We start from the raw sequence: 20,863 nt of genomic DNA, 5'->3' as shown, positions 1-20,863 counted from the left end.
AGCGGGAGGGCGTGTAATGAAATATTCTTCAAAATTTATGCTGCAGCCGAATTGGAAGCTTTTTCTCATGGATTTAGGTGTGCAGCCTGAAGATGTTTTACGTTTATCTTCATTACCACTTGATACCTTCAATCGCAAAGATTTCTATGTAAGGCCTGATCAATATTTTCAGTTTTGGAGTGCGATAGAAACTGTATCAGGTATCGAAGATTTGCCCCTAAAAATTGGTCAAATGATCACAGTTGAGTTATTTGACCCCGCAATTTTTGCTTGTGTATGTAGTCCAAATTTAACCATTGCATTACAACGCTTATCGCATTTTAAAAAACTGATTGGGCCAATGTTACTAAACGTGGCAGTTGAGCAGGATAAACTATGTTTGGATATTGAGTTCTATGAGGTGCAAAGCAGTATTCCTACCAGTTTGATCTTGACGGAATTGGTGTTTTTTATACAGCTTGCCCGAATTTGCACACGTTTTCATATCACTCCTCTGATGGTGAGTTTACCTGAGCTACCCAACCATCTTGAAGCATACAATCAGTTCTTTGGTGTTAACTTGAACAAGTCCAAGAATATTTCAATCCATTTTTCAAAAGATGATAGTGAACGTCCTTTTTTGACCTCTAATGCGATGATGTGGGATTTCTTTGAACCGAATTTACAACAAAAGCTGGTTAGCCTTGAAAATGATGTGGTCATGAGTGAGAAAGTAAAAGCGATATTATTAGAAAGCTTACCTGCGGGATACAGTAGTGTAGATATGGTGGCTCAAAAATTAGCCATCAGTAAACGTACTTTACAAAGAATATTGCAAGAAGAAGAGACGAGTTTTAAAGCAATATTGGATGATACTCGCCGAGCTTTAGCGCAGTATTACTTAAAGCAATCATCCATCAGTCCAAGTGAAATTTCATTCTTATTGGGTTTTCAGGAAGTCAATTCATTTGCACGAGCTTTTAAAAGTTGGACGGGACACACGCCAAATACTTATCGACTTCAGTAGTATTGCTATCCGTAGTTTGACTATCGATAGTTTGAAAGTTATACAAAACAGTTCAATCCATTGATCAGATCGCTTTCTAAAACTTCCCAATCGGCAAACTCAGGCTGCGTCAATAAAGTTTGCGAAACGAAACCATAGCAAATACGTTGAACATTCAAACTGGTCTGTTGTAATTGGTGATGATCCTGAATAAACGGTTTAAGAATGCTTTGCCACATGTGCACCATCATGGCATAACTTTTTTGATAACTTTCAATGCTCGAAACCTGTCGTTCTAATAAAAAAGATTGTGCCCACAAAAATTGTTGTGCCTTAATTTCTTCAAGTTGAAAATGAATAATCTGCTGTAAATAAGCTTGAAAACTTGGAGTTGTGGATAACTCGTATTGACTTTGTGCATAACTTTTTAACACTTCTGCATTATTTTTGACATGCTGATGAATGGTTAATGCAATCAAGTCTTCTTTCTTAGAAAAGTATTCATAAAACGTTCCTAAGCCTACACCTGCAAGATCGGTAATTTCCCGAATGGTAATTTCATTGGCTGAACGCTCTGCTAAAAGCCGAACAAAACTTTCCATCAACGCTTCTTGAGTCATTCTCGCCCTTGATTGGCGTGGCTTACGACGTACTTGAATGTCAGGAATTTTCATAAGTTAAAGCTGAACACCCGCAAAAGAATTTTATTTTATACTGAATCCCATCAGACAAAACAACAAGGTAATATTCAGGATGAATACGGCACAGAATTGGCAAACTCATGAGGTTCATAACCAATTTGATGAATTGCAGAATTACAATTTATTGACTACAGATCAAGTGCTGCAAGAAATTTTACAACGTTACGGTAGTCAGGATTGGCGAAGCTTAACTGAATTTGGAGAAATTGTTGGTTCTGCCGAATATTATCAATATGCAGATTTAGCCAATAGACATAGCCCTGAATTACATAGCTTTGATGCACGTGGTCGCCGTAAGGATTTTCTAGAATTTCATCCTGCATGGCATAAATGGATGAGTTTGAATCGACAATTCGATACGCATGCCTATCCATTTAATCATCCTCAATCATCGAGTAAATGGGTTAATTGGGCGGCACGATTTTTCCTGAGTGGACAGGTTGAGGCTGGCAATTTATGCCCTAACTCAATGACTTTGGGAAGTATTCCGCTGATTCAGAATGAACCCGAGCTTTGGGCGAAAATCGGTGAGAAATTACTGTGTAAAGAATACGATGAACGTGACGTGCCGATTAGCCAAAAAAAATCCATTTGGATGGGGATGGGCATGACGGAAAAGCAAGGCGGTTCCGATGTACGAGCCAATGAAACCTTTGCCGTTCCTGTCACTGAATCAGGTCGTGGACAAGCATATTTACTCACAGGGCATAAATGGTTTTTCTCTGCACCTATGTGTGATGCACATCTGGTCGTCGCTAAAACTGAGCAAGATGGTTTGGCTTGTTTTTTTGTTCCACGTTGGTTGGAAGATGGTACCAAGAACACCATTCAAGTACAGCGCTTAAAAGATAAAGTCGGTAATCGCAGTAATTCAAGCTCAGAAGTAGAGTTTAAAAATGCTTGGGGTATCATGATTGGTGAGGCAGGGCGAGGTATTCCGACCATTATCGAAATGGCGAATTACACACGTTTAACTTGTTCAGTGGGTTCAAGTGCTATGCTACGACAAGCTTTGGTGCAATGTATTGCTTATACACGACAACGTAAAGCATTTGGAAAGCATTTAGCGGAACAACCTTTGATGCAAGCGGTTCTCGCAGATTTAGCATTGGAAACAGAAGCTGCTATGCAACTCAGTTTTCATCTTGCGCATTGTTATGAACATGATGATGAATTGTCATTGGCATGGAAACGGATCATGACACCTGCAGCTAAATTTTGGGTATGTAAACGAGCAGTAGAGCTGACTGGTGAAATGATGGAGGTTTTTGGTGGCAATGGTTATGTCGATACTGGAATCATGGCACGTATTTTTAAAGAAGCACCTGTAAATACGATTTGGGAAGGTTCAGGTAATGTCATGTGTTTAGACGTATTGCGTGCGATTCAACGTGAGCGTGAATCGATTGAAATATTGTTTAAATCCTTTGCCGAAGTGGCAAACCAAGATGCAATTCTACAGAATGAATTACAGTCCCTGTTTAAATTATTCAGTAGTCTACAAGCAGATGAATTGCAGTTCATGGCACGCAGTTTAGTCAGTCGTTTGGTGATTCTTGCACAAGCGATTTTACTGAAAAAATATGCGCCTGATTATGTTGCTCATGCTTTTATTGAAACACGTTATCATGAATTTCATGGCAGAGTTGTTGGTATTCTTGATCCAAAAGCCGTGGATGTGGAAAGAATATTGGAACGGGCTTTGGCGAGTTAATTCTATATTTAAACTTGAGTGTTTTATATTTGCTGAATCATTTACCGCGTTTGGTTGATCGCTACTGGTTGTTCTATGGATTAAAATGCCGCATTTAAAAGCCCTACCGATTTAAAATAGTGAAGGCTTTTAAATACGGCATCGGTTGATTACTTATTTTTAGGAGTTCTTCGAATCGCATGAGTTTCTTCTGTAATGATTTTACCAGTTATTTGATCAATCAAAATCGGTTGGGTGGCTTGCCCCGTTTGTTTATCCGCAATAACAACAGTGACTTGCTCAGGTGGGAAATGTTGATTTCCCCAATCCATCAGTGAGATAAGAACAGATTTAAAATCTCGACCTCGTTGGGTCAAGTGATACTCATAACGTGGTGGTTTAGATGAATATTGGTATCTTTCTAATAAACCTGAATCCACTAATCCATTCAATCGACGAGTCAATGTGCTTGAAGCGATTCCAAGGCTGCTTTGAAATTCATCAAAACGTTTCATACCATAAAATGCATCTCTTAAAATGAGGATATTCCACCATTCCCCAACATTATTAAGACTTTGAGCAACAGGGCATTGCATCTCACTAAAACTTTTTTTCTGCATTTTAATTGACTCGAATGATTTTTAGCAAAGCACAAAAGAGGCAAATCACCTCTTTTGCTTGATTCATCATGGCTTTTATTAAACATCATCAATCATCATACGTGATAGATTTTATTCGCTTGGTTTTGTAAAAGATTTTTTTAAAAAAGGTAAAACATATTTTATATATTCATCAGGTTGGTCTCGATAAATATAAGTATGCTTTCCTCCTGAAATAACATGCATTTCTACATTCGCAGCGTTTCTCATTGCATGGCTGAGTTTTTCTCCATGACTAGGGGGTGTATAGATATCGCTATCACCATAGATCAGCATGATATTGGGTTGACCTAAAAGCCGAGACGCCTCTTCAATAGGTCTTAGATCTCGCTCAATCGAAGGCCAAATAATTTTAGACGCTTGGATTGCGGTATGCGCGATAGGGTAATGTTTCCAAAAATCTGGAAGTGTTGGAAATACTGCTTCCAAGATAGCAGTGGTATATGGGCTTCCTTCTCTCGCCATAGAACATAGTCCCCAAGCGCCACCAAATGATGCACCAACCAAGCCGACATCTAGATTGGGTACTTTATTCTTGGCATATATACCCGCAGCTAAAAAGTCGGCTGGATAGTCGAAAGATGCTGCTTCACTTTCACCAAAGCCATTGGCATCGAATAAAAAAACATTAAAATTATTTTTTAAGAATAATTCTGCATGCCCATAACGCAACCAAAAACCTTTAGCAGCTTTTCCCATTGGATGTGCTAATACCAAAGTACCTATGGGCGCTACGGCATTTTTCCAATAACCAACCAGTTTTACTCCTTTGGCATTTTTAAATTCAACACGATCCCATCCATCTTGTGAAATATCTTTAGGCCAATGCCAAGGGGTTTCAAAGCGACCAAAAAAAGGCTTTCTTAATATTTTGTGTGCGATGCGCTTCATTTCACTTTCCTATTTGTTTTTTGACTGGTGGTAGATGGATCATTTTATAACTTACTTTCATAATGAAAGCAACTTAATTGCACAGCATCCAAAAATGAATATAAATAACCTGCATATCTTGCCGTTGTGATCTAAGCGAGAAGAGGCGATTTGAAAAAAGTGTGAGTGATACATAGATCTACATCACGAGTGATGTTATCGATTGGGCTATTTTTTGCTTTGCTGAAAGTTGAGCCCCGTGTACAAAGTGAGGGGCTCATGATTTTATTTTGTTAATTTTTTGCTTTTATTCAATTTAGATAAAATTATTTTCAATTAACGAGAGCAAAAAAGATGTTTGAGTATGAATGATCAATCTTAAACAATAAAACAATGCTTAGGTTTCGCTTGCTCTAAAGGCGTTCACTAAAAAGTCGATCAATGCTTTAACAGAAGGTAGCATGCCTCGTCTTGATGTATAAGCGAGATGAATCAGTTCAGGTTTAGGCTCCCACTCAGGAATAACTTTAACCAATCGTCCTGCTTTTAAGTCTTCACTAATAATCAGCTCTGGTAATTTTGCAACACCTAAGCCTTGTAATGTTGCAGAGTGCAAAGCACTCAGATCAGTTGTTGTCAGTCTAGGTTCACATTTAAAATAATAACTTTCATTGTTTTGATTAAATAAATGCCAATGATACTCAGGTGAAAATGATTCCATCATTAAAACGGGCCATGTTTTTAATTCTTCAGGAGATTTCACTGAGTAATATTGGTGTGCTAAGTCAGGACTAGCAACGATATATTGGCGAGATACAGATAAGTCTCGAACAATCAGATCACTATCGCTTAATGGTAATGGTCTAATTCGAATCGCAATGTCATAGCGTTCATTGATTAAATCTACCTTGCGATTTGTCGCTTCAACATGCAGTTTAACTTTAGGATATTGTTTGAGAAACTGATTGAGCATTGTGCTGACATTGATGTGTAACAGATTGGTTGGACACGAGATTTTAACTGTACCCATGGGTTCAGCACTGAGCATTTCAATCGCTTCATCGGCAGATTCAGCCTCAATCAGCATGGCTTTACAATGTTGATAATAAATCTTTCCGACTTCTGTAATCGAAATTTGTCGTGTTGTACGATTTAATAATTTGACACCTAAACGGGCTTCAAGCTCTGCGATTCTACGGCTGAGTAATGATTTGGTCAGCATCAATTCATGACTTGCAGCAGAAAAGCCGCCGTATTCAATCACCTTTGCAAAATAATATAGATCATTTAAGTCTTTCATTTTGGTCTCTTAATATTGTTCTCTATATAAGACAATGTGTCATATTTCATATATTTAATAAAGATTGTTTTATAAATAATATTATTCATACAAATTAAGCAACATTAAGGTCATAAAAAATGTCTACACCTGCAAACTTCAACGGTCAACGTCCAGTAATCGATCCTGCAGATACTGCAATGCTATTAATCGATCATCAAAGTGGTTTATTTCAAACCGTTGGTGATATGCCAATGCCTGAGTTACGTCAGCGTGCAGCTGCATTGGCAAAAATGGCTACATTGGCAAATATTCCAGTGATTACCACAGCATCAGTACCGCAAGGTCCAAATGGTCCATTGATTCCAGAGATTCATAACAATGCGCCACATGCACAATATGTTGCACGTAAAGGTGAAATTAATGCTTGGGATAATCCTGAATTTGTCGAAGCTGTAAAAGCGACGGGTAAAAAGACATTAATTATTGCTGGAACAATTACCAGTGTATGTATGGCATTTCCTGCAATCAGCGCTGTTGCTGATGGTTATAAAGTATTTGCCGTGGTTGATGCGTCAGGAACTTATACTAAAATGGCGCAAGAAATTACTTTAGCACGTGTCGTTCAAGCGGGTGTGGTACCTATGGATACCGCTGCTGTAGCATCTGAAATTCAGAAAACGTGGAATCGTGCTGATGCGCAAGAGTGGGCTCAAGTGTATACACAGATTTTCCCTGCATATCAGTTGCTTATGGAAAGTTATGCCAAAGCTCAAGATGTGCTAAGTCATAATGAAGTTTTAGATTCAAATCGTTAATGAGCACTTGAATTAACATTGAAAAGCCATCATTTCTATTGATGGCTTTTTTGATGATTGAGTAAATTTTTTGAGTGATTGATATGGATCAAAAATGGAGGCTAAAATACAATTTCGCTTTAAAACGATGCTGTAAAGTGCTTGTATTCTGTACAAAAAGGCGTAATATCACATTCCCACATAGGGTGTGGGAAGTCCATCATAAAGGTGAAGAACATGGCAAAGAAAAAACAACAGCTTGAGGTTGTAATCAACAACTTTGTAGCAAAACACATGCATGAAGTGAACAAAAGCCAAGTGTTTGTAGATCGGAAGAAAAATGCAAAACGTGGTTATAGCAAACACAGACAAGGTCGATATTCTGATGATTATCGACCTTTTTTATGCGCAGCTATTTTTGCTTAATCAACGCAGTATTTTTCAACAATAATATGCAAACAGAGTAATGATTCAATATCTCGTATTTATGGAAATTGAGTTGTAAAACTATAGTTAAAACAATACTAACCACATACATCAATTGGGCTTAATTAAAAATTAAATCAAAGCTTTATAAATTATTTTTTGATTCTACTATAGGTCGTTTATACGATAAGACTTACACATTAAATCTCTTGCATAAGTATAGTTTTATTTGATTTTTAAATTAGCGAAAACCTTATAAATTATAGATTTAAGCGATTTAAATTCCAACTAATGCAAAAAGGCTATTGATTGCTCATGGAAAATAAGAAGTAAGCTGTATAAAGCATAAATAATTAGACAAACTAAACATATACAAAGTTTATAGTATAGATACTTATTAAATTTCGAACAGTAATATGATTCGGTTTTTGCAACGTGAAAATTATTCTCCTCAAGTTTCCATCTTTAAATGAATTAATAACTTAAGCTGAGTTTAATTTTTTCTGTCCTATAAATAGAATAACATAGTTGTGTTTAAATTTTAAACATAATTTATGACCTTATTGTTTAGAAAAAATAAACTGTGTTATGGGTGAATAGGCTACTATCTAAAGAGAAGTTCAACATAGATGATAATTTGATAGGAGTTAATTTATGATTTACGAAGTGTCTGGAGATATTTTACTAAGTGATGCAAAAGTGATTGCTCATGGGGTTGCTCCCAATGATAACTTTGCAAGTGGTTTAGCCCTAAGCCTTAGAGAGCATTGGCCGTCGTTGTACAAAGATTTTAGAAACTATTGCCATATTTATCATCCAAAACCTGGGGAATTGTGGGTTTGGGTGAATGCGGAGGGGTTACGCATTGTAAATTTAATGACACAAGAAGCGGCATATGACTACGGTACAAAACCAGGTAAAGCTTCTATTGAATATGTTAATAGAACGTTGAAAGCGTTGAAACAATTCATTGAAGATGAAAAAATTGAAAGTTTAGCATTACCACGTCTTGCAACAGGTGTTGGTGGTTTGAGTTGGGATGATGTTCGCCCATGGATTTATAAACATTTAGAAGATTTAAATATCCCAATTTATATTTATACCTTGTATCAGAAGGGTATCAAAGCTGAAGAGAAGGTTGATAAATAAGTTTTAACTCTTAAACGTAATAGTAAGCCTAATGTAGACTCATTGGGCTTTTTTATATTGAGTTACTACATGTTAGAATCATATTTGTAGCAAGACACATGCATGAAGTGAACAAAAGCCAAGTCTTTGAGATCGAAAGAAAAGTGCAAAACGTGGTGATAACAAACATAGACAAGGTCGATATTCTCATGATTATCGACCTTTTTTGTGTGTAGCTATTTTTGATTAAAAATTAATAAGATATAGAGAATTTAGACATTCACCATACGATTTGATTTGACCATGTCACCTAAACCATGGTGTCTAAAATAATATTCCATCCAGCTTTTGACCATCAGCGGATTATTCATCGCATTCACTTCACTTAACAGCTTTTGAGCATCGCTCATCGATACGTGGCAAATGGCTTTACGTACACGCAGAATGTTACTTGAACTCATCGATAAAGTATTGAAACCCATGGCCATGAGTAGAATTGCAGATAATGGATCACCCGCCATTTCGCCGCAAATACTCACAGGTTTATCGTATTTATGACATTCTTTGACCAAACGTGTGAGTGCTCTAATCACAGATGGATGAAAATGTGAATAAACGTTTGCAACACGTGGATTGTTACGGTCGACAGCCAATAAGTATTGCGTTAAATCATTTGAACCGACAGAGAAGAAGTCCACCAAAGGCGCAAACTCTTCAATTTGTAACAAGACACTTGGAACCTCGACCATGATGCCGATTTTAGGCTTAGTGATTTTGACTTGTTCTTCTTCTTGTACGGCTAACCAGTCACGTTCCAATAAATAAAGGGCTTCTTCGACTTCACTGACACTCGTTACCATTGGCAATAAAATGTGTAAGTTATTGAGACCAATACTGGCTTTCAGCATCGCGCGAATTTGTGAAGAAAAAATTTCAGGATGATCAAGTGTGAAACGGATACCACGCCACCCTAATGCAGAGTTTTCTTCTTCAATTTCAAAATAAGGCAAGTCTTTATCTGCACCAATATCCAGCGTACGCATAACGACTGGTTTATTGGCAAAGTGGCTTAATTGTTGACGGTAAATCGCACGTTGTTCTTCTTCACCTGGGAAGCGTTCACGTAACATGAATGGAATTTCTGAACGATATAAACCTACACCTTTCGCACCACGCTGTACACCACGAACCACATCAATCATTAAGCCTGTATTAACATACAGTTTGACAGCAACACCATCAGGCGTGATCGCATCTTTGGTTTCATATTGCTTCAAATCTTTCGCGATTTGTTCTTCTTCTTTTTGGATTTCTTTATAGCGTGTACGCAAACGGCGTGGTGGATTGACGAAAACACGCCCTTGGTACGCATCTACAATCATTTCAACGTCATCAAGGGTATTTACAGGTAATTCAGTTACCCCGACTACCGTTGGAATACCCAATGCACGCGCAACAATCACCATATGTGAATTGGCTGCTCCTTCAGAGGTGACGATAGCCGCAATTTTATCAACAGGTAGTTCAACTAGAGCAGCGGTACTGATTTCCTCACCAATGAGAATACTTTCCGAAGTCAGCTCTTTATGGCTGGTATCACCTTCTTGTAATGCAGCTAATATACGTCGACCGAGATCTTTTAAATCAGAAACACGTTCGCGTAGATAATCATCTTCCATTTGTGCAAATAAAGCGACATGGCGTTCAATGACATGCTTTACAGCACCTTGCGCCCAACTTCCATCTCGAATAATTTCTTTAATTTCAGAAGGTAATGCATTTTCATCTAACATGCGTAAGAACACACTAAAAAGAGCACGTTCTTCGGACATCAACGAGTCTTGCATTTTTTCATCAAGTGATTCAATTTCAGCACGAACGGACTCAATCGCTTGATCTAATAGTTCAAGTTCTTCACTAATATCATCTGCATCACGGTCTGGAACGGCTGCCAAGTCTGCAGGTGGATAGAGAATAATGGCACGACCTAACGCAATTCCTCCCGCACCTGATGCACCTTGGAAGGTTTTATAGTTTGGAGAATTACTGGGTTTACGGAATACATCAATGTTGCCCACTGCATGTGCGTGTGCAATTACACCTGAAAGTTGGGCGCAAAGGGTGACAAGGAATGATTCAGCAGCTTCGCTGAAATCTTGTGGTTCTTTATTTTGAACCACCATAACGCCCATCACTTTACGACGGTACATCACGGGTACGCCAAGGAATGAGTTATAGATTTCCTCACCTGTTTCAGGGAAGTAGGCAAAACGTTCATGTTTAAAGGCATTGTCTAAATTGACAATTTCCTCACGTTGTCCTACTAAGCCGACTAGACCTTCACCCAGTTGTAGCGAAACATTACCGACAGATTCAGGATTTAAGCCTTTACTTGCCATCAACACATAGCGTTGATTACGTTCATCGAGTAAATAAATAGAGCAAACATCCACGTGCATGGCTTCGGAAACTTGGTTGACCATAATTTCTAAAGAATCATGCAAACTGACGGACGCATTGATCTCTTGTACAATGCGTCTTAATGTGTCTAGTTGCATGTTCGACATGAATGTATGCTCCCTATTTAATGTATATTTTAAAGCGATTTAATCAGTATTATTTATAACAGTACAAGCCTAAAAAATCATTCATATTTTGAAGAAATTTCAGGTGTATGTTGTGGCATTTGCATACATAACTCCAGCATCGCTTTACGATAAACATCACGTTTAAAATTCACCACTTGCCCAAGTGGATACCAATAACTGACCCATTGCCATTGATCAAATTCTGGCGGATCAGATAGATTCAACTGGATATGCTTTGTTGAAGCGACCAATTTTAATAAAAACCATTTCTGTTTTTGCCCAATACAAATCGGATCGGAATCCGAGCGAATGTATCGAAGCGGCAAACGATAATGCAACCAGTCATCTGTCTGGGCGATTATTTGGACATGCTCGGGTAGGAGCCCAACTTCTTCTCGTAGTTCTCTGTAAAGCGCTTGCTCAGGAGTTTCTCCAAACTGGATCCCCCCTTGAGGAAATTGCCATGCATTGTGACCAATGCGCTTTGCCCATAAGACTTGTCCAATATCATTTGCCAAAATGATCCCGACGTTGGGTCGGAAACCTTCTGAGTCGATCATTTGGCTACCTAAATTTTGTGAATTTCATTGACTTTGTATATGGGGACGAACACTCTTTAGTCCAACTCGACGCAGTCAAAGTAATAATGTTATAAAATTGCTATGATCTTAACGAATTTCTATCGACTAGCGGTGATAGATTTACATTTTTTTTCTTAAATTTCAGTTTGAACGAGTATTTTCATGAAATTGGCGCTGTTTGACCTAGATCACACCTTATTAAATACCGACTCTGACCACTCTTGGGGCGAGTTTTTAGTCAATGAAGGCTTGGTCGATCCAGTCCGTCATCGTGCAATGAATGATAAGTTTTATGAAGATTATAAAGCAGGGCAGCTTGATCCGATTGCTTATAACGAATTTGTTTTTGAATTTCTAACTCAGCATGATGCGGCATACTTAACTGAGTTGCATCAGTTGTTTATGAAAAAAGTGATTCGCCCACAAATGCGTCCAAAGGGTTTTGATGCGATTGAAAAGCATAGAGTAGCAGGGCATGCCCTTGTTGGGATCACGGCGACTTCAGATTTTATTACAGCACCGATTTTCCGTGAGTTTGGTATTAGCGAAATTATTGCAACCAATGCCGAAGTCAAAGATGGAAAGTACACAGGAAAAGTGATCAATATTCCATGTTATCAAAAGGGTAAATTGGCGCGTTTAGATCAATGGTTGCAAGGTCGTGATGTGACAGAGTCTTGGGCTTATTCAGATTCCATCAATGATCGTTTTTTATTGGAATATGCAGATCATGCGATAGCGGTCAATCCGGATGATCGCTTGGAAGTATTGGCCAAACAACAAGCTTGGGATATACAAGATTGGTCGATTGAATCGTGATTGGCGAACAGCATCTCGTTGTAGTGTTGTAGTTAGGCAGTGATCATCACTGCCTTTTTTATTGAGGCGGCTTAGACATCCAATATTTCCAAACGATCTAAGTCATTTATGAAATCGCAGTAGCGCTTCAAGCATTGCTATGTGTTGTAAATATTTTTATAAATGAAGATTTTGCGCTTCACTTTAGCAAGAAAAATGTTATGTTGAATTGAATGTCTAAAAATTTATAAGCTGATGGAGAATATAAAATGAGCCAAACTCGCCCAAGAATGACCAATTTATTTGAACAACTCGGTTTAGATTCAAGTGAGGAGGCAATTCAAACGTTTATTGGAACACATCAATTAGATGCAGATACCTTTTTGACGCAAGCAAGTTTTTGGACAGAGGCTCAACGCCAGTTTTTAGAAGAAAAAATTGACTCAGATGGTGAATGGGCTTTGGTGGTGGATCAGTTAAATGAGTCATTGCATGAGGATTCAGTCAACTCATAATGATTGCGTTGTTAGGCTGTTGTTAAGCCAAAGCGAAGTCATCATGAGCGACTCATCATCAAAAAAGAGAAAGTTCTTTTGTTCTGCAGTGATTTTTAATCATCTAAGGACAAAAGAACGTCAAAACATAAAGTTCTCAGAAATAAAATATTTAAGATGATTTTCTTAAATTATTTCATCATGTTAATCAATTCCTGTACGGCACGAGATTGTGTACGTGCAGGATGCCAAACCATACCCAATTGACGATTCATTTCAAAATCGATATCTAATTGTTGCAAATCTTGATTCAACAAAGTTTTAGGTAATACAGACCATCCTAAACCAATTGAAACCAACATACGGATTGATTCTAAAGGATTATTGCTCATGGTAATTTTTGGTTTGAGGCCTTGCTTTTCAAATTCAGCTAAAGTGATTTGACTGGTATAGGTTTGGGCTGCGGGCAATAGACTCGGATATTCAATCAGGTCTTCAAGTTTTAAATTGGTTTTTTGCGCCAAAGGATGAAATGGAGCAACAACGAAAACCAGTGGATCATCCCAAATGGTGATATAACTTAAACGATCATCACCCTGCGGTGGCAAAGTTAAAAAAGCAAGTTCTAAATCTCCAGCAAGTACTTGCTCATGTGCTTGTTCTGAGTCCACAAAGTGTACGTCGAGTTTTACTTCTGGAAAGTGTTGCACATATATTTTTAAATGTTGAGGGAGATGATGCAGTCCAATATGGTGACTGGTCCCGATCTTCAATTTTCCACGAACTTCGCCTTGTTCATGGCTGAGTGTGTGGTGAATATCGCCCAGTTCATTTAACCAGTTTTTTACTTTAGGTAATAATGAATGTGCCGCATGCGTTGCTTGTACACCACGGCCAGCAGATTCAAAGAGTTTAACTCCAAAATATTCTTCTAAACTATGTATTCGTTTGGTCACAGCAGGTTGGGTAATAAACAGATGTTCTGCTGCCATCGAAATAGAACCAGTTTCCATCACTTTCACAAAAGCTTCAAAAGCAGCAAGATTCATAATATTTACATCCATAAAGAATTTTTATGCGTAATTCATTATTTAGAAATTTAAAGAATTAATCAAAGTAATTTTCAATTTTTTTTGATTTAATCATGAAAAGACGATGCTTCTAACAATTTTAGAAAAATTTGCATACAAGTTTTTGCTATACATATTGGATGATCATGTTTTATAGTGTGCTCATAAAAACAACAAAAAGGAAAAATTATTTGAATCAAACTAAAACGACATCTATCTATTATTTTCAGCAGCTTAATCGAAATATATTAACAAAAACATGGTTAAGTTTCTCAATCACTATTCTTATTCTTGGCTGTATTGGTTTAGTGTTCGCCTATTTCTTCAATGTTTATTTTCCAATCATAATCATGATGATTATGGTATTTTTCTGGTTTAGAGCACGACTGAATCATGTGAAGAAAATACAAGATTTAGCTGATTTTAAAATACCCAATCATATTTGGATTGCTTTTAAGCAAAGGCATCCAAATCTAAGTCCGACATCATATCCATGGATTGAAGAAGGTTTTAAAGACTACTTGGCAATTCATATGTGGCGTAGAAATGCTTATGCAATGCCTTCCAATTCAGTAGATGCTTTGTGGCATCTGTTGATTGAAGAGTTTGATGATTTCTATCAGTTCATGTGTCAAAACTTTTTAGGCTATAAGCTGATCCATAAGCCACATGAAAAGCAACCGACAACAGCTCAAAAAACATTGCAAAAACGGCAATTAGTAAATACTTGGCATGGGGCATGTCATTTACATGGTTTAAATCCACAAGACTCTCAGCGTCTACCTCGGCTATTCCAAATTGATGAACATATTCGATGGGAACAAGGTTTAATGTTTAGTTTGCCTTTTATGGCGGCGATGTATGCTCAAACGATGCAAACAACTTCTGATATACCGAGTACAACTTCGTCTGGATCATCTTGTTCATCATCGACGGCATGTTCAGGTTCATCCTCTGATTCCAGTCATTCTCATCATGGCTCAGATTCGAGTTCAGACTCATCATGTAGTAGTTGTAGCAGCTGTGGCGGTGGTGGTGATTAATACACTTTCACAGCTGGTGTTTAAAACTTAGATGTTAATCAAGCCTAGATTAGGCTTTAACAATTTGAGCCTGCGCTACTTTTTGATCTTTTTTGTTCCATACTTTTTCATGGAAGAAGAATGCAATAGCTTGAACAGTCGGTTCAACCAAACTTAAAGTGACGGCCATCCATAAATTTCCTGTAACTACATAACCTACAAGCATAGCCACAGTAATGTGCATGATGTAATAGCTTAAGGTTTTCTTGAAAATTCGCTGATTGCTTTGTACGAAGTTTTGAATACGTGCCATGAGAATCACCACAAATGCTTTAAGTTAAATAAATAATAATCATTATCATTTAAAAAGTAAAAAAGAATTTTTGATTGATCATGATTGGTTTTCTAAATGATTATGATGTTTGAGAGAAGTAAAAATGAGGGGGCGGTATATATAACGTTCAAATAATTCCAAGCAGTAAACTGGATAATCGTTCATGGCAAAAAATCACAAAAGATAAAAGATAATTTTCTTGAAATAATTCCAAAAAGTTTTTAAATTAATAAAAATGATAAATTAGATTTATGTGAAAACGTCGTTATAATCGATTTAATGAAAGAATTACCCAGTCCAGTGGAGCACCTCGACATGGCAGGCGAAAACCAAAAAGCAAAAACCGCAATTCCAAAAACATTGTATGACAAGTTGTGGGATGACCATTTAGTAAAACAACGAGATGATGGCTCTGCATTACTTTATATCGACCGTCATTTATTGCATGAAGTAACTTCTCCGCAAGCATTTGAAGGTTTACAACTTGCAGGTCGTAAACCTTGGCGTTTAAGTGCCAATGTGGCGACACCTGATCATAACGTTCCGACATCAAGCAAAGAGCGTTCAGAAGGGATTGCGGGTATTGAAGATGATACGTCTCGTATCCAAGTACAGACTTTAGATGACAACTGTAAAACTTTTGATGTGGTTCAATTCGATATCAATGATGTCCGTCAAGGGATCGCGCATGTGGTTGGCCCTGAGCAAGGTTTGACTTTACCAGGTATGACTGTTGTATGTGGCGACTCGCATACCGCAACACATGGTGCGTTTGGTTGTTTGGCACATGGTATTGGGACATCTGAAGTTGAACATGTATTGGCAACCCAATGCTTAGTTCAAAAGAAAATGAAAAATATGTTAGTCCGTGTGGATGGCGTATTGGGTCAAGGCGTAACCCCTAAAGATGTAGTATTGGCGATCATTGGTAAAATTGGTACAGCTGGTGGTACAGGTCATGCGATCGAATTCGGTGGTCAAGTGTTCCGTGATATGTCAATCGAAGGTCGTATGACGGTTTGTAATATGGCAATCGAAGGCGGGGCAAGGGTTGGTATGGTTGCGGTGGATGACAAGACCATTGAGTACGTTAAAGATCGCCCATATGCACCAAAAGGTGAACAGTGGGATGCTGCTGTTGCGTATTGGAATACTTTACATTCAGATGATGATGCGCATTTTGACACTGTTGTGGTTTTGCAAGGTGAAGAGATTGAACCACAAGTATCATGGGGTACATCTCCTGAAATGGTCATTCCTGTTTCACAGGCGGTGCCGACATTAGAGCAAGCTAAAGATGATGTGCAACGTAATGACTGGACACGTGCTTACCAATACATGGGTTTAAATGCAGGTCAGGCATTGGCAGATATTCAATTAGATCGTGTATTTATTGGTTCTTGTACCAATTCACGTATTGAAGATATTCGTGCTGCTGCGGAAGTGGTTAAGGGGCGTAAAGTTGCTTCATCAATTAAACAAGCGATGGTTGTTCCTGGTTCTGGCCTCGTTAAAGCGCAGGCTGAAGCGGAAGGTTTAGATAAAATTTTGGTTGAAGCAGGCTTTGAATGGCGTGAACCAGGGTGTTCAATGTGTTTGGCAATGAATGCTGATAAATTACAACCAGGTGAACATTGCGCTTCGACCTCAAACCGTAATTTTGAAGGTCGTCAAGGTAATGGTGGTCGTACACATTTGGTCAGTCCAGCGATGGCGGCTGCGGCTGCAATAGCAGGTCATTTTGTTGACGTACGCAGTTTCTAAAATCCCCCTCAGCCCCCTTTAAAAGGGGGAAGTTCCTCTGTTTGTTAAAGAGAGGTTAGGGGAGATTTAAAGTGATGATATTCTTTAGGAAAAAACATGAAAGCTTATACTATAGAACAAGGTATTGTTGCGCCATTAGACCGTGCCAATGTAGATACAGACTTAATTATTCCAAAACAGTTTTTGAAATCAATTAAGCGAACAGGTTTTGGTGATAACTTATTTGATGAATTGCGTTATTTGGATGAAGGTTATTTAGGACAAGATATTTCTAAACGCCCTAAAAATCCAGATTTTGCTTTGAATCAACCACGTTACCAAGGCGCAACAGTCCTTCTTTCACGTGCCAATTTTGGTTGTGGATCAAGTCGTGAACATGCACCATGGGCATTGGAAGAATATGGTTTCCGTACCGTGATTGCACCGAGTTATGCAGACATTTTCTTCAACAACAGCTTTAAGAATGGTATGTTACCTGTCATTTTGTCTGAAGAAATTGTCGATCAATTATTCAAAGAATGCGCTGCAAATGAAGGTTATCAACTTACTATCGATTTAGAAGCTCAAGAAGTGCGTAACCCTGCTGGTGAAGCTTTTAAATTTGAAGTTGATCCGTTCCGTAAACATTGTTTATTGAATGGCTTAGATGATATTGGTTTAACTTTACAAGCAGCCGATGATATTCGTGCTTATGAAGAACAAACCAAACAATCACGTCCTTGGGTGTTTGCGGAAATTAAGGCTTAGTGATACCGCTCACACTTTACACATAGCGTGAATGCCCAACTCTTGTTAACATACTGAATATAACAAAATGAATGTTTACTCAGTGAAGTAAGGTTGGGTTTGAACAATGACTAAGTTTTTAGGCTGTAGTGTTGTAATTGGTTTATCGAGCTTAGTCTTGAGTGCTTGCCAATCGAATCAGATGATTGATTTAAATAGAATCAAACAGGCTTCAAAAAATCAATATAGCCAAAACACAGTTGCTGTTTATTGTTCTGGTGCAGAACATTGTGAATTTGCACGATTAAATGATTTAGTGATTATTGATGAAAAAGTTGCACGTGCGAATCGTCAAGCCATTGAAAAAGGTTATTTGAAATTAACAGGTGAACCTTTAGAGCAAAATGGTTTGTATTTAACGATTCCACCTCAGCAATATGAAATGGTGATCCGATTTTATCCAATCACCAAACAGCATGCTGAGGTATTTCATGTGATTCATCAATTTGAGGGAAATCAAACCTATACATTTAAAATGTATCGTCAAAGATCATCAAGTTCAGGCAGTCTGCTGAATGTTTCAGCACCTACGCCGCTTTGTGTAGATATGATTCAAGAAAAGCGTACAATTCGCCGTTTTTGCCGACCACATAATGCGGTAACGGGTGTCAGTGAATTTGTGGAACAAAAAATTTAATCTCAAAACAACAGTTAAGCTGTTAAATATAATCGGAACGACAAATGTCTAAACAAATTTTGATCTTGGCAGGTGATGGTATTGGTCCAGAGATCGTTGCTGCTGCTGAAAAAGTGCTCACACGTGTCAATGATAAATTTAATTTAGGGTTAACGTGGGAACATGGTTTATTGGGTGGTTCTGCGATTGATGCACATGGTGAACCTTACCCAGCAATCACATCAGCTCAAGCTCAAAAAGCCGATGCGATCTTACTTGGTGCGGTAGGTGGCCCTAAGTGGGATAACATTGAACGTTCAATTCGTCCTGAACGTGGTTTATTGAAAATCCGCAGTGAATTAAATTTATTCGCTAATTTGCGCCCTGCAATTCTTTATCCACAATTGGCAGATGCATCTAGTTTGAAGCCTGAAATTGTTGCTGGCTTGGACATTTTGATTGTTCGTGAATTAACAGGTGGTATCTATTTCGGTCAGCCACGTGGTATTCGTGAACTCGAAAATGGTGAAAAACAAGGTTTTAATACTGACGTTTATTCAGAATCTGAAATTAAGCGTATCGCCAAAGTTGCTTTTGAAATGGCAAATTTACGCGGTGGTAAAGTCTGTTCAGTCGACAAAGCCAATGTGCTTGAAGTGACTGAGCTTTGGAAACAAACAGTCACTGCCATGAAAGAAGAGCAGTATCCTGAAATTAACCTATCACATATGTATGTGGACAATGCTGCAATGCAATTGGTACGTGCGCCAAAACAGTTTGATGTGATTGTAACAGGTAACTTATTTGGTGATATTTTGTCTGATGAAGCAGCAATGCTGACAGGTTCGATCGGAATGTTGCCATCTGCATCATTAGATGAGAATGGTAAAGGGATGTATGAGCCGTGTCACGGTTCTGCACCTGATATCGCAGGACAGAATATCGCAAATCCATTGGCAACCATTCTTTCTGTTGCAATGATGTTACGTTATACCTTCCGTGAGGAAGTTGCGGCTAAAGCCATTGAAGATGCTGTTGGTCAGGTCCTTGATCAAGGTTTACGTACTGGCGATATTATGTCAGAAGGGATGAATAAAGTTGGAACATCTGAAATGGGTGATGCTGTTGTTGCAGCAATTGCTTAAGCTTAGAGTTTGAATTAAAAAACACAGCTTCGGCTGTGTTTTTTATTGCGTGATTAACAGGCTCTACCTTTGAGTTGATAGGATTTGGCAATGCCATTTTCGATATTAAAAATAATATTACATGACATTCGGTTTTGATAAGAATTTGCAGTACTCCCCATTTGAGTCGGAAGCAATTTACCGTGTTGGTCGGAAACTGATACTCCAGAAGGCATTGACGTTGGAACATCTCTTTCAAAGACATAGATCAATTGGTTTTCTTTTTGTACAGCGGCTTTTTTGGGCTGAATACCGATCTCTTTTAAATCAAATTGTTGCTGAATATCTGTGACTGTTTTACCAATGAATGGTTGTACATATTGGTGAATAGGTGCATTTCTTTGTTGGGATAGCGAAGTACATGATGCTAAATATATGCAACAGAATAGAACGCTTAGATGAGTAAATATTTTATTCATTGCCTTTTTCTGAAAATGAAGTTGATCTTAGTATTTACTTTTAGTTTAAATATTTCAAGTAAAGCGATTCAATACAGAATTAACAAGCCTTACCTAAATATTGAATAGATTGTGCAATACCTTCTTTCAGTTTAAAGGTCACTTTACAACTAAAATTAATATCATAGGTTGGAGCTGCTGTCGTATCGTAACGAATGACAGGAGCCCCCATGGCATTTGAACCTATAGTCGCATTGCCTCCAGCCATGGGGATATTGAGTGGTCTTAGAATCGTATAGCTGAGTTCTGTTGGGCTACTTTGAACATTTTTAGCAGTTTGATAGCCTAATGCCTTTAAATCTAAATTCTGCTGAATTTCAGCGCTGCTCGAGCCTATAAATTGCTGTAAATATTCATCTAAATTTACTTGCCGAGTTGTATTGGTTTGGCATCCTGTGAAAGGGATTGCTATTAAACAGATTGCCCATAAAAGCGGTTGAGTTAACTTCATTATTGCACCTCAAGCCATATTACGTTATATGTAATGAGTGTAGTCGTAGTGCATTAAATAAACAAATTCCAGTGGGGATACATAATGAAAAATAGACAAAAGGAAGCATCTATAGATTGAAAGATTAGTATAGTATGTAAGCGTGCTGAATGATTGATACTGAAAATAGATTTAACATG

General features: G+C 38.0%; 22 protein-coding genes and 1 pseudogene. 13 read left to right on the top strand and 10 right to left on the bottom strand.

What is annotated here, in order from left to right; all coding sequences use genetic code 11:
* Positions 1-16 precede the first annotated feature (16 nt).
* Positions 17-1,006: an AraC family transcriptional regulator gene (locus tag D7V20_RS03905; protein ID WP_120383029.1), complete on the top strand. Its 990-nt coding sequence runs from the start codon at positions 17-19 to the stop codon at positions 1,004-1,006.
* A 38-nt stretch (positions 1,007-1,044) separates the two neighbouring features.
* Here the strand turns inward: D7V20_RS03905 and D7V20_RS03900 are convergent, their stop codons facing one another.
* Positions 1,045-1,659, bottom strand: a complete 615-nt coding sequence (locus D7V20_RS03900; protein WP_120383028.1) for a TetR/AcrR family transcriptional regulator — start codon at positions 1,657-1,659, stop codon at positions 1,045-1,047.
* 79 nt (positions 1,660-1,738) lie between these two features.
* Here D7V20_RS03900 and D7V20_RS03895 point away from each other — a divergent pair, with 79 nt between their 5' ends.
* On the top strand, positions 1,739-3,400 hold the full coding sequence (locus D7V20_RS03895) for an acyl-CoA dehydrogenase family protein (protein ID WP_120383027.1): 1,662 nt from the start codon (positions 1,739-1,741) through the stop codon (positions 3,398-3,400).
* A gap of 149 nt (positions 3,401-3,549) precedes the next feature.
* On the opposite strand, the gene D7V20_RS03890 is transcribed toward D7V20_RS03895, so the two are convergent.
* The 3 genes from D7V20_RS03890 to D7V20_RS03880 all read right to left on the bottom strand — a co-directional run bounded on the left by D7V20_RS03890 (position 3,550) and on the right by D7V20_RS03880 (position 6,208).
* Positions 3,550-3,999 carry a winged helix-turn-helix transcriptional regulator gene (locus tag D7V20_RS03890; protein WP_120383026.1) on the bottom strand — a complete coding sequence of 150 codons (450 nt, stop codon included), beginning with the start codon at positions 3,997-3,999 and terminating at the stop codon, positions 3,550-3,552.
* 111 nt (positions 4,000-4,110) lie between these two features.
* Entirely contained in the window at positions 4,111-4,929 is an 819-nt protein-coding gene (locus D7V20_RS03885; protein ID WP_120383025.1) for an alpha/beta hydrolase, read from the bottom strand.
* A 376-nt stretch (positions 4,930-5,305) separates the two neighbouring features.
* Positions 5,306-6,208: a LysR substrate-binding domain-containing protein gene (locus tag D7V20_RS03880; protein WP_120383024.1), complete on the bottom strand. Its 903-nt coding sequence runs from the start codon at positions 6,206-6,208 to the stop codon at positions 5,306-5,308.
* A 119-nt stretch (positions 6,209-6,327) separates the two neighbouring features.
* Here D7V20_RS03880 and D7V20_RS03875 point away from each other — a divergent pair, with 119 nt between their 5' ends.
* The 4 genes and pseudogenes from D7V20_RS03875 to D7V20_RS20395 all read left to right on the top strand — a co-directional run bounded on the left by D7V20_RS03875 (position 6,328) and on the right by D7V20_RS20395 (position 8,788).
* The gene (locus tag D7V20_RS03875; protein WP_120383023.1) at positions 6,328-7,005 is read left to right on the top strand and encodes a hydrolase; all 678 of its coding nucleotides are present in this window, start codon (positions 6,328-6,330) and stop codon (positions 7,003-7,005) included.
* Between the two features lie 216 nt (positions 7,006-7,221).
* The gene (locus D7V20_RS03870; protein WP_120383022.1) at positions 7,222-7,410 is read left to right on the top strand and encodes a DUF7230 family protein; all 189 of its coding nucleotides are present in this window, start codon (positions 7,222-7,224) and stop codon (positions 7,408-7,410) included.
* 654 nt (positions 7,411-8,064) lie between these two features.
* Positions 8,065-8,559 (top strand): macro domain-containing protein, encoded by a 495-nt coding sequence (locus D7V20_RS03865; RefSeq protein ID WP_120383021.1) that lies wholly within the window; start codon positions 8,065-8,067, stop codon positions 8,557-8,559.
* Between the two features lie 41 nt (positions 8,560-8,600).
* Positions 8,601-8,788 (top strand): annotated as a pseudogene (locus D7V20_RS20395) (DUF7230 family protein).
* 22 nt (positions 8,789-8,810) lie between these two features.
* On the opposite strand, the gene ptsP reads toward D7V20_RS20395, so the two are convergent.
* Both ptsP and D7V20_RS03855 read right to left on the bottom strand, forming a co-directional pair.
* A complete protein-coding gene (gene ptsP, locus D7V20_RS03860; RefSeq protein ID WP_120383020.1) occupies positions 8,811-11,105 on the bottom strand; it encodes a phosphoenolpyruvate--protein phosphotransferase in 2,295 nt (764 codons plus the stop codon).
* Positions 11,106-11,182: 77 nt separating this feature from the next.
* Positions 11,183-11,686 carry an RNA pyrophosphohydrolase gene (locus D7V20_RS03855; protein WP_120383019.1) on the bottom strand — a complete coding sequence of 168 codons (504 nt, stop codon included), beginning with the start codon at positions 11,684-11,686 and terminating at the stop codon, positions 11,183-11,185.
* A gap of 183 nt (positions 11,687-11,869) precedes the next feature.
* Here D7V20_RS03855 and D7V20_RS03850 point away from each other — a divergent pair, with 183 nt between their 5' ends.
* Both D7V20_RS03850 and D7V20_RS03845 read left to right on the top strand, forming a co-directional pair.
* The gene (locus D7V20_RS03850) at positions 11,870-12,526 is read left to right on the top strand and encodes an HAD family hydrolase (RefSeq protein WP_120383018.1); all 657 of its coding nucleotides are present in this window, start codon (positions 11,870-11,872) and stop codon (positions 12,524-12,526) included.
* Positions 12,527-12,774: 248 nt separating this feature from the next.
* Positions 12,775-13,020: a DUF2789 domain-containing protein gene (locus tag D7V20_RS03845; protein ID WP_120383017.1), complete on the top strand. Its 246-nt coding sequence runs from the start codon at positions 12,775-12,777 to the stop codon at positions 13,018-13,020.
* Positions 13,021-13,190: 170 nt separating this feature from the next.
* Here the strand turns inward: D7V20_RS03845 and D7V20_RS03840 are convergent, their stop codons facing one another.
* A complete protein-coding gene (locus D7V20_RS03840) occupies positions 13,191-14,048 on the bottom strand; it encodes a LysR family transcriptional regulator (RefSeq protein WP_120383016.1) in 858 nt (285 codons plus the stop codon).
* Between the two features lie 212 nt (positions 14,049-14,260).
* Between D7V20_RS03840 and D7V20_RS03835 the strand changes: the two genes are divergently transcribed.
* Positions 14,261-15,112, top strand: a complete 852-nt coding sequence (locus D7V20_RS03835) for a glycine-rich domain-containing protein (protein ID WP_171407753.1) — start codon at positions 14,261-14,263, stop codon at positions 15,110-15,112.
* A gap of 49 nt (positions 15,113-15,161) precedes the next feature.
* Here the strand turns inward: D7V20_RS03835 and D7V20_RS03830 are convergent, their stop codons facing one another.
* On the bottom strand, positions 15,162-15,404 hold the full coding sequence (locus tag D7V20_RS03830; protein ID WP_120383015.1) for a DUF2061 domain-containing protein: 243 nt from the start codon (positions 15,402-15,404) through the stop codon (positions 15,162-15,164).
* Positions 15,405-15,740: 336 nt separating this feature from the next.
* Here D7V20_RS03830 and leuC point away from each other — a divergent pair, with 336 nt between their 5' ends.
* From leuC to leuB, 4 genes are all read left to right on the top strand, one after another.
* Positions 15,741-17,189 carry a 3-isopropylmalate dehydratase large subunit gene (gene leuC, locus D7V20_RS03825; RefSeq protein ID WP_120383014.1) on the top strand — a complete coding sequence of 483 codons (1,449 nt, stop codon included), beginning with the start codon at positions 15,741-15,743 and terminating at the stop codon, positions 17,187-17,189.
* A 96-nt stretch (positions 17,190-17,285) separates the two neighbouring features.
* The gene (leuD, locus tag D7V20_RS03820; RefSeq protein ID WP_120383013.1) at positions 17,286-17,936 is read left to right on the top strand and encodes a 3-isopropylmalate dehydratase small subunit; all 651 of its coding nucleotides are present in this window, start codon (positions 17,286-17,288) and stop codon (positions 17,934-17,936) included.
* A 106-nt stretch (positions 17,937-18,042) separates the two neighbouring features.
* The gene (locus D7V20_RS03815) at positions 18,043-18,612 is read left to right on the top strand and encodes a hypothetical protein (protein ID WP_120383012.1); all 570 of its coding nucleotides are present in this window, start codon (positions 18,043-18,045) and stop codon (positions 18,610-18,612) included.
* A gap of 44 nt (positions 18,613-18,656) precedes the next feature.
* Positions 18,657-19,736 (top strand): 3-isopropylmalate dehydrogenase, encoded by a 1,080-nt coding sequence (gene leuB, locus D7V20_RS03810; protein WP_120383011.1) that lies wholly within the window; start codon positions 18,657-18,659, stop codon positions 19,734-19,736.
* 53 nt (positions 19,737-19,789) lie between these two features.
* Here leuB and D7V20_RS03805 read toward each other — a convergent pair whose 3' ends face one another.
* Both D7V20_RS03805 and D7V20_RS03800 read right to left on the bottom strand, forming a co-directional pair.
* Complete coding sequence (locus D7V20_RS03805) at positions 19,790-20,194, bottom strand: hypothetical protein (RefSeq protein ID WP_120383010.1); 405 nt, start codon at positions 20,192-20,194, stop codon at positions 19,790-19,792.
* A 79-nt stretch (positions 20,195-20,273) separates the two neighbouring features.
* Positions 20,274-20,684, bottom strand: coding sequence for a hypothetical protein (locus D7V20_RS03800; protein ID WP_120383009.1), 411 nt, complete (start codon positions 20,682-20,684; stop codon positions 20,274-20,276).
* Between the last annotated feature and the right edge of the window lie 179 nt (positions 20,685-20,863).

The organism is Acinetobacter rongchengensis (assembly GCF_003611475.1).
GTDB classification, from domain to species: domain Bacteria; phylum Pseudomonadota; class Gammaproteobacteria; order Pseudomonadales; family Moraxellaceae; genus Acinetobacter; species Acinetobacter rongchengensis.
Note: the sequence above shows the minus strand (reverse complement) of the source record. Positions and strands in the feature narration are given on the sequence as shown.